4 protein-coding genes are annotated in these 10071 nt (G+C 37.4%); all 4 read right to left on the bottom strand.

Translation table 11 applies throughout. The annotated features are described in order from the left end of the window. Nucleotides 1-227: 227 nt before the first annotated feature. Nucleotides 228-5057 (bottom strand): immunoglobulin-like domain-containing protein, encoded by a 4830-nt coding sequence (locus tag AA089_RS23925; protein ID WP_053002612.1) that lies wholly within the window; start codon nucleotides 5055-5057, stop codon nucleotides 228-230. Between the two features lie 421 nt (nucleotides 5058-5478). After that, complete coding sequence (locus AA089_RS20575; protein WP_046758894.1) at nucleotides 5479-7155, bottom strand: patatin-like phospholipase family protein; 1677 nt, start codon at nucleotides 7153-7155, stop codon at nucleotides 5479-5481. 160 nt (nucleotides 7156-7315) lie between these two features. Continuing rightward, nucleotides 7316-9427, bottom strand: coding sequence for a flavin monoamine oxidase family protein (locus AA089_RS20580; RefSeq protein WP_046758895.1), 2112 nt, complete (start codon nucleotides 9425-9427; stop codon nucleotides 7316-7318). 228 nt (nucleotides 9428-9655) lie between these two features. Further along, nucleotides 9656-10071 (bottom strand): DUF5777 family beta-barrel protein (locus AA089_RS25235; RefSeq protein WP_046758896.1); only part of this gene is annotated, 416 nt, incomplete at its 5' end.

Raw genomic sequence — 10071 nt, forward strand, 5'->3', positions numbered from 1 at the left:
GTCATTCTGAATTCAATTCAGAATCTCATTACACTGATTTTCAATGATTATGAGAAACCGAATCAAGTTCGGCTTGACGAAAATTTAGCTTTTCAGACAGCCTCTTTTAGTTTAGATTTTACATGTATTAATCTTTATATTTTCTCCACTGCGGTCGAAATGACAACTAGTTGGTTTTAATACGTATTTCCAACATAGAAAGTGTTATCGTGTTGAACATCTACTATTTATTGTTTTATAAATTTCTTTGTTAAGGTCGAATTTCCATCAAATACTTCAACGAAATAAACGCCTGATTGTAATTTTCCAACGTTGATTTGACTTGCCTCTTCTCCTTTTACAACTTCTTGTCCGTACATGTTAATGATACGATATGAAGTTACCGCTCCGAAATCTAACTTTAGATGTAAACTATTTCCACGAACAGGATTTGGATATACTGTTAATTTGTTTTTAGTGAATTGTATTTCGTTTCCATCACTAGCAAGTGTTTCATCTTTTGTATTATTTTCTTCCTGACGTGGTAGTATTGTAGTGTTCAGGTTGATGTTATCAATTGCGATATCAGCTTGCCAAGTTCCACCTGTAATTCGGTTAAAACGCAATTGCACGCTTCCACCAATGTATGTTGAAAGATCAATAGTTGTGTTTAACCACTGATTTCCTTGATTGCCAGATTCTGTCCAAAGTGTTGACCACGATAAACCGTTATCATTACTCGCTTCTAGAGCAATTGTTCCCATGTCATTTGAACCAAACATGTGATAGCTAAAGCTGAATGAAGCATTTGCTTCGTTTGATAAATCGTAACAAGGCGAATTGATCACAGCTCGTTTGTTAGGATAACCAGTTCCGTTTCCTGATGCTTCTACGAAAATGTAAAAACTACCATTTGCAGCGTTTGAAGGTCCGGTATTGCTTGATGGTGTTCCATTTGAATCTACTGTCCAGTTGATATCGTCAGCTGTAGATTGTGTCCAATCGCCAAGTGTGTTTTCATAGCTTTCTGTGTATGGAAACGTATTGATTCCACCTGAACAACCTTCTACAATGATTTCTTCGTCAATTAAGCTAATGTTGTCAATTGCAACATCTGCTCTCCAAGTACTTCCTGTAATTCTATTGAAACGTAATTGTACATTGCTTCCAACATATGCCGCTAAATCAATGTTTGCCGTTTGCCAAGCATTTCCAAGATTTACGGTTTCAATCCAAAGTGTTGTCCAAGTTTGTCCTGCATCTTCGCTAATTTCAACAGCTAAACTTCCCATATCTGTTCCGAACATATGATAGTTGAAACTAAATGTTGCTTGATTTAACGTTGTCAAATCAAAACATGGAGACGTTAATATTGCTTGCTTGTCAGGATATCCAGTTCCGTTTCCAGAAGCTTCAACATATACATAGAAGTTGCCTTCAATAGCGCTTGATGGTCCTGTATTTTGCGATGGTGTTCCGTCGGCGTCAATCGTCCAATCAATATCATCAGTTGTAGATTGTGTCCAGCCACCAAGTGTATTTTCAAACCCTTCTGCATATGGAAAAGTGTTGATTCCATTTGTACAGCCAATACTTACTTCATTTACGAAAATAGTACGTATCGCTTCTGCGGCAGCGTTACCAGCAGCATCTGAGACATTGTAACGAATGGTGTATGTTCCTGCAACCGACGTATCAACCGTTCCTGTGGTTACGATTCCGTTTGTTAGATTTCCGTCAATATTGTCCGTTGCCGTTGCGCCTAATTCTGTGTATGCATCGCCAACATTTAAGTTAATCGTAGCATTTCCGTTGAGAACAATCAGTGGCGCAGTTGTATCCGCAAATACGTTTACAGTACGTGTAACTTGTGACGTGTTTCCTGATGAATCGCTAACTGTGTAATTGACAGTGTAGCTTCCAGTAACCGACGTATCAACCGTTCCTGTGGTTACGATTCCGTTTGTTAGATTTCCATCAATATTGTCCGTTGCCGTTGCGCCTAACTCTGTGTATGCATCTCCAACATTTAAGTTGATCGTAGCATTTCCATTGAGAACAAGTACTGGCGCAGTTGTATCCGCTAGTACATTTATAGTACGTGTAACTTGTGACGTATTTCCTGATGAATCACTAACTGTATAATTGACAGTGTAGCTTCCAGCAACCGACGTATCAACCGTTCCTGTAGTTACGATTCCGTTTGTTAGATTTCCATCAATATTGTCCGTTGCAGTTGCGCCTAATTCTGTATAAGTATCGCCAACATTTAAGTTGATCGTAGCATTTCCATTGAGAACAATTACTGGCGCAGTTGTATCCGCAAGTACGTTTACAGTACGGATGATTTGCGATGTATTTCCTGCGGTATCACTTACTTGATAAGAAATGATGTATGTTCCTGCTGTAGAAGTATCAACTGATCCGCTTGTTGTAATATTCGGCGTTAGATTTCCGTCTACATTGTCAGTTGCCGTTGCACCAAGTTCTGTGTACGTTTCATTTATGTTTAGGTTTATGGTTTCACTTCCGTTAAGTGTTATGATTGGTGCTATCGTATCTGCTATAACATTTACGGTACGTGTTACTTCTGTCGCTGCGTTTCCTGCGGCATCACTGACATTGTAACGAATGGTGTATGTTCCAGCGACAGCTGTATTAACACTTCCACTAATGATGATAGCATTCGTTAGGTCTCCATCTACCGTATCTGTTGCTGTTGCACCAAATTCTGTGTAGAAACCATTTACATTTAAATTTAGTGTAGCGTCTCCGTTAAGTGTAATTATTGGTGCCGTTTCATCAACTGGCGTAATTACATTTACGGTTCTTGTTACTTCTGTTGCTTCATTTCCTGCCACATCGCGAACATTGTAACGAATTGTGTATGTTCCAGCTACAGCTGTATTAACGCTTCCTGTAACTTCAATTATATTGGTAATATCTCCATCAATATTGTCAAGAGCTGTTGCACCAGCATCTACATAACTATCGCCTTCAAGAATTGTGATTGGATTGTCTCCATTTAGTGTAATTACAGGAGCTATCGTATCTGGCGTAGGCGAAATAATTTTTACCGTATAGTCTTCTACTTCTCCATATGTAAAGGTTTCACAAGATGTTGGAATGGCGTTGTATTTCATTGCGACACGCATTCTTGTGGTTCCGTTTGTAACAGATGTTGGAATTGTGAATGTTCCGCTTACTGAAGGTGCGGTTGTATTTCCTTGAGTCCAAACTTGTTCGCCAGTATCTGAGAAGTCTCCATTTTGATTATAATCAATCCAAACGGCATACGCTTCATTGTATATTGTTCCTGTCCAAGTTGGTGTTACCGTAATGGTATATTGTCCATTTTTTATGAGCTCCGTACTGATGTTTGTAAAATCTGAATAGAAACGTGCATCGGAAGGATTGTTAATCGTTTCTAACTGAACGCGACTAATATATTCATCATTTACGTTGGTACTTTGTGAAGTACAATAGGTAAGAACGATGTTTTGTGCTGTGGTAACCGTTGCAATGTTACTTGGTTGCGATTCGTTTCCTGCTGCATCTTTGGCAACTATTCTAAATTGATATGTTGTGTTTGGACTTAATCCTGTTACGGTATAATTTAAACCTACAACAGAAGCAATTACAACGTCATTTTGATAAACGTCATATCCTATCACATTTACATCATCAATGGAAGTTGTCCAAGATAAGTCTGTCATCGTTTCAGTAGTATTTGCAGCCGTTAAGTCTGATGGATTCGTTGGCGATTGTACATCTCCATTGATATCATCAACAATTGTGATGTTTTGTGAAAAGGTATAATATCCGCAAGTTCCAACGGTATAGGTAATTGAATGTGTTCCCAATGGAGAGTTTGCTAAGTCAATTTCTCCCGTTGCAGGATTTACCACAATTCCTGTTGGACTTGAGAATGTTCCGCCTGTAGCTCCAACGATTACAGGTGTTGGATTTGGATTGTTTACAGCGTATGTTGTTGCTAAGAATGTAAACTTTGCAAAATCATTGTAATGTTCGTCAATATATTTTAATACAACTGCGGCGTAGTCTTTTGCAAAAGGAACTAAGGTTTGCGGTCTTGAATCGTATACTTGTCCGTTGTAGGTGCCTAAATCGCGTACACGCCTGTTGACTTCCGTCATGATTCCGTCAATGTTACCCGATCCGCCAGTTCCGTCACTGGTACCACTACCCGATCCATGTCTACGGTTGTTGTAATAATCACCATCAAAATATGCATTTCCATTTGGGCGTGTGTCATCACAACTACCGCCACCATTGTTTGTAGCACTTGGTACAGCTCTGTAACCGCTTGTACTTCCACAACCTGGATATCCTTGACTGGCATAGAATGTTCCGTCAGCATTTTGAAATAGTTCTCCTAAACTTGTATTTCCTCTGATTAATTCTTCGTGCGAAAGATTGTTGAGATTTATGTTGACTAAGTTTCTTATTGTTGATTTGTTAATAATACTGGATGCGTTTAGATTTGAAGAATTTAGTTCATTTGCTCTAATGTTATATCCTGCTTCAATTCTAGGAATAGCGTGACTTTGCCCGTGTAAGTCAATGTATAACCCTTTTCCCCAATTGGATTCTACAGCAGCACTTGCCTGATCGATAAATCCGTGAAAAGCATTCCAGTGAGCTCTTGCATTCGCATTGCCACAAGTAGCTTCATTAACTTCTCGATTTGGATCAAGTTTTGAACGATGCAAGTTGTTGATGATAACATGCGCATAACAACCTGTAAGTTGAAATATTTCTTTTTGAATTTCTCTGACTAAGATATCCGTATTGTCATCGCGTTCATTGGTTCCACAGTTACGATCTGGTAACGAACCGTCGTTATCAGGATAAAAAATACCACCAATGGTTTGCCCTGATTGCTGTACGCCGCCATGTGGTGCAGAAATAATAATTGGTAAGTTCCCTGGAATGTACTCAATGTAGTTTCGGGTGTCTCCTGTAGTTTGTTGGTAAAAGATGGATACGCCCGGAGTTTGTGCTTGTAAATATGACGCAAGTAGACATAGCACAATTACGTGTAATAATTTTTTCATAGTTTTTTAATAATTAGGTTAAGTTCAATAGATCATTTTGGGACAAATAATCTGTTAAAACAGTTCGTATTTTAGAACTTTTCATTTTGGGCAAAATGTCCAGTTCTTGGGGCTATTTCAATACGTTTATAAAGCTACTTTCATTTAAAATATTCTCTGAGCTATTTAGTCGACTGCCTATAAAACATCGTTAAAACGCATATTTTTGTCGACAAAAGACAGAAAACTTCGGTTAATTGAAAAATTTACATCTAAAATTAAAGAATAAGAGTCTGACTATAATACAATTTACCTTACTAATTATAGGGTTTTTACTTATTAAATTATAGATTCACTATTTCTGAACTACTTTTTTTTGATTTTTGTCAATAAAAAAGGCGTCTTTGTACAAAAACGCCTTCATTTTGTAAGTGTCTACTTATCAAGTTTTTAAAGCATCTACATGAAACATTGGATTTTTGTTGAATTCTTTCCAATCTTCAAGCAATGCTTCTAGTAAAATATCTATTTCTGTGAAGTCTAAATCTTGGGTTGCACTACTCTTTTTGAGTTTCAAAATATAGTCAATGAGTTTGTAGCATGTTGTAAATTGACCGCAGGCAATTAAAGTATCCATACGTCCTTTTGCAATGTCTTTACCGTCCCACCATAATGTTGTAGGTGTTTCTGATGCGGTTAAACCAACATTTTTGAGTAATTTACTCGGTGCTGGTGTGATGTTTTTATTGTATTTAAAAACGTCATTATAGGCAGTTCCTTCTCCATTTAGTTCATATACTGTTGAGGTAATGATTTTGTTACGTAAATCGCGATCAGAATATAGCAAACGGTAATTGAGTCGTCGTACTTGTTTTAGAAATACATCATTTACCATAAGTACTGTAGAACTTATACGTTCTGTAAGCATGCGTTGTACCAAACCTAAGCTGAGTTTTTTGAAACTTAATACATCATCCACAAGCGGTTCAGGTACATTTTTATTGAATAATGAAGCAATCCTGTTTGTCACTATTCCTTTTAGAATTCCTGCAACAACACCAAAAAATGTGAGCAATATTCCTATTCCTGTAATGATACCACCTAAGATGTATAGCGCTGTCCAAGCTTGTCCTTTGAAGATTTCCATTGAATTTAGCGTCATTAGTAAAATACCAATTACTAGGAGTATCCAATACATTGGTTTTACTGTAAAGTAGCTCATTATTTTAGCCAAACCGCCTTTTATGGTTGTTCCTTCGTTTACAGATTTTGGTTCAGGTTGCCAAGGATGCATTTTAAAACTTCCTACATCATTAATAATCATTAAATCTAAATCGTGTTTGCGACTTTTGCGTTGTCTGCTAATTTTCATCATGCTTCCAATTCCTTGATTGTCAGCTATTCCCCCATCCATAATTCCGACGCCATTGCTAAAACGATCTAAACTTTTTAGTGATTTGTAGTCTGTACTCTGTTGGTTTTTTATGTAATCGTCTGGAAAGTTTAACGGTTCAAAACCCAACGGAAAACACGACGAAGAAGCTACAATGTCAGCCAATGCTATTTCATTTTTTAGATTGTTTACCTGTGTATTGTTTAAAGGTTTGTTTCCAAACATTCCCGTGTTTTGAAAACGAAATGCCAAACCAAAAGAAAAGTCTGTAGTGTTAAAACATACGTGTTTTAGATGATCTGTTGGTGGTTTTTCATAAAGAGAAAAATCGCCTTTGTAGATATCCATGTCTGCATACGTTAATGCAAACGCATTGATGAGTGATCGTTTTTTGTGCGGATTTGCTTTCCAAACGGCATCATCATTTAATTTTGCAATGGCAGTTTCTAATAGTTTATCTTTTGTGGGTTCAAATGAATTGTACATGTTTTGAAAGAAGTTTTTAAACTCAAAACCTTCTTCCTGTGCTGCTTTTGTATATGCAACTCCAAATAATGTTCCTCCACTAACCGTGCTGATGGCTTCTACATTTTGTAGTAATGGTTTGTTTTGATAGTGTATTTTTTCAAGATAGGAAACAACTCCTAATGAAAAGAAAGTCGCGCGATAACCGCCACCACTAAAACAAAGCCCGATACTTCTGAATGGGATAAATTCTTCTTGCATGTTATGTATTTTGGTTGATACTATCGTTTTTAAAACACTACTAAGCAATTGGGGAAGCTTCTCAAATATAGCTATTTACAGCACTATAAACCAAAAGGAAAGCCAAAAGACTTTCCTTTTTTTTAATTACAATACAGTTGTTAGTGTGTAAGGTAAGGTATTATTTTTTACGTTTTACTGCAACATCAGGAGCTGTTAATTGTCCCCAAGTGGCTTCCATTTTAGTAATGTGTTTGGTCGCATGCATTTTTTCTAAAATGTTATTGACAGCGTTGTAAGCAGAATCTAATGCGCCAACAATCCAGCCGTGATGTACTGAGCAGCATTCGCCAGCGATGTTTAATGCGCCACCAAATTCTGGTGTTAGTAATGTTGGATATAAGTTTTTGAATTGTCCTGGATTGAACAATGCAAAAGCGCCTCCGCCAGCATGTTGATCCCAGAACCACGTTTTTGTGGTAACACCGTCATGATATCCTGCAAAGTGTTCGTAAATGTCTACTTCAGGATACATAAATTGAATTCCTTTTAAACATTCGTTTACACGCTCTTCATCGGTTAGCGCGCCCATGCGTTCAGCATCTTGTGCCCACGAATATATTTGTAAGACTCCTTTTTCTGCATCATATCCGTACGATGGATATACAACTTGTCGGTTAGAACAATCGCTTGCCGAAACACCTAAACCTGTTTCATATTGTCGCGTTCCTAAGTCTTTCCAAAATTGCTTTTTAAACGTAATAAACGCTTTGAATGCAGGCATGTAGTTACATTCACGTAACGCTCTTGCTTTTTTAAATGATAAACCTTCAAAGAAGTTTCCGTGTTTTTGACCGTTTAAGTAAGCACCATTTGGTAAAGTACTGATTACGTATGCGTATTCTTTTTCAAGGTTTTCTACTGTACCATCTTCGTTTCTATGCTCTATTTTGAGACGCATTCCGCCATTTTTATCATATAAATCGGCATCATAGATAGCTTCAGTAACTTTATGCTTCATGAATACACGTTTCTTTTCTTTTCGCTTTTCATGTTGTGTATTGGCACTTCCTTTTGGATCTGCTGGTGGAACCGTGCTAGGTGGTTCCGCATCTTTGGTTAGGTTTGGTGGCGAATATCCGTAGGCGTTATTTTGTCCTTTAGCCATTCCTATTAATACTTGTGCTAAGTGTCCATCATCAGCAGTGATGCCATTTTCAAGGTTTAAAACTGTTCTACAGGCATCTGGAAAGTGTTGCATTCCTTTGTCCATCGTAATCATATAGATACTTGGATCTGTTGGATCGTACGAGTTTTTACTTCCGTCCCAATCGTACACGGCAATGACCATTTCCACAAACGAAACACTGTACATTCCTGTACCTACATTGACGGTTTCTAGGTAACTTGCTATATTATATGGTAGATTTTCACATGGTGCGCCCATTGCAGGATCGTAGTATTCTTCTAAGTCTGCTAATGTAAATACGTTTGTTAAATATGCCCACATGGAATAGTTATCGTAACGCATCAACTTTGCAAAACCCGTTTGAAATGATTTGTTGATAGCGTCTAAGAAAGGACCATTTACTTTGTCAAGAATTACATTGACAGGTAAATATTTGTTACCGTTTTCGTCTGTTTTTTCAGTTACCCAAACTTCTTTTAAATCGCCACCTTGATTTTCGCCAAAGTTTAATGAATTGGTATTGGCGTCTTTTGCAAATATGGGCGATTTCATATTGTTATAGCGCAAACGTTGATAGTCTGAGTTGTAATAAAATTTGCGCCAACGAAGCATTTTATCTGTAAGTCCGTTACGTTCTAAGACATAGTTTAGCGACAATGCTAAATGTTGCACAGGCAGCATATCTTCAGAGAATTGCGGAATACGCATGCCTCCTACTTCTCCGTATAATCCTTTGTTTTCTTTACTTTTTGGATCGTACTCCGTGGAATACCAAGTATCAATTCGTCCACCAACGCGGTCAGAAGCTTCAAAGATTTCAAATTCAATTCCTAATGATTGTAAAATGAGTCCTGCATACATTCCCGCAAATCCGCCACCAATGATTCCAACTAGTGGTTTTTTTTCGTCATCTGATACTTCAACAATTTGTTGTTTTAGCAATCCGATGCTATCTGTGTCTTTCCGTTGTTTTTGAAGTGTTTCTTTGTAATCGTCTCCGTAATTTTCAATAATCCAATCAGAAAATGCTTTACGAACAGAGCCTTTTGCTTTTTTTACTTTGTCAGAAGATTTGTTTCCAGGATGGAATGATAAGTAACTCATATGAAGTTTATGCTTTTAGCGGTTAGTTTGTCAGCAGTATTACTGAGCTTTCCAAAGTTACCAAACTGAATACAAAATGACAATAGGCGTTTTTACGTAGTTTTTATTTGCCGTTTATGAAGTTTTTCTTACTTACATCACATACAAAACAGGCTTTCAATGGCATTTTGAAAGCCTTATTTTTGTTATGGCTTGTTTTGCATGTTTTATTTGTATGTAGTGTTTTTTTTAGAATACACGTACAATATTGAATCCGAAAAAGATATCTCCGTCTCCCCAATCGCCTTCCGCATAGCTTAAAAAGCCTGGCTCATTGGTTGATTGTGCGTTGGAGAATAGCAATTGAAATACGTGTCCGCCAGTTTCAATATCGACTCCGATCGTTAATGGATTTCTGAATGCCGTGTTGTCTGCTCTGCTGAAATTGTACACATAATCTAAGTTGATCGACATTCGCTTACTCACTTTTAAACGTCCGCCTGCGCCCATGGCAAATTGATCGTGTTTCTGATTCGCTTCTAACGTTAGGTTTTGACGAACATATGATGGCGCTAATTCAAATGAAAAGTTGTTATTGAAACGTCTTGAAATTAGTAATTGTGTCGTGTAACTCAAACGATCTTCGAAGCTTAGGAATGGAAAAC

This window comes from Kordia jejudonensis, from assembly GCF_001005315.1.
Classification (GTDB): Bacteria; Bacteroidota; Bacteroidia; order Flavobacteriales; family Flavobacteriaceae; genus Kordia; species Kordia jejudonensis.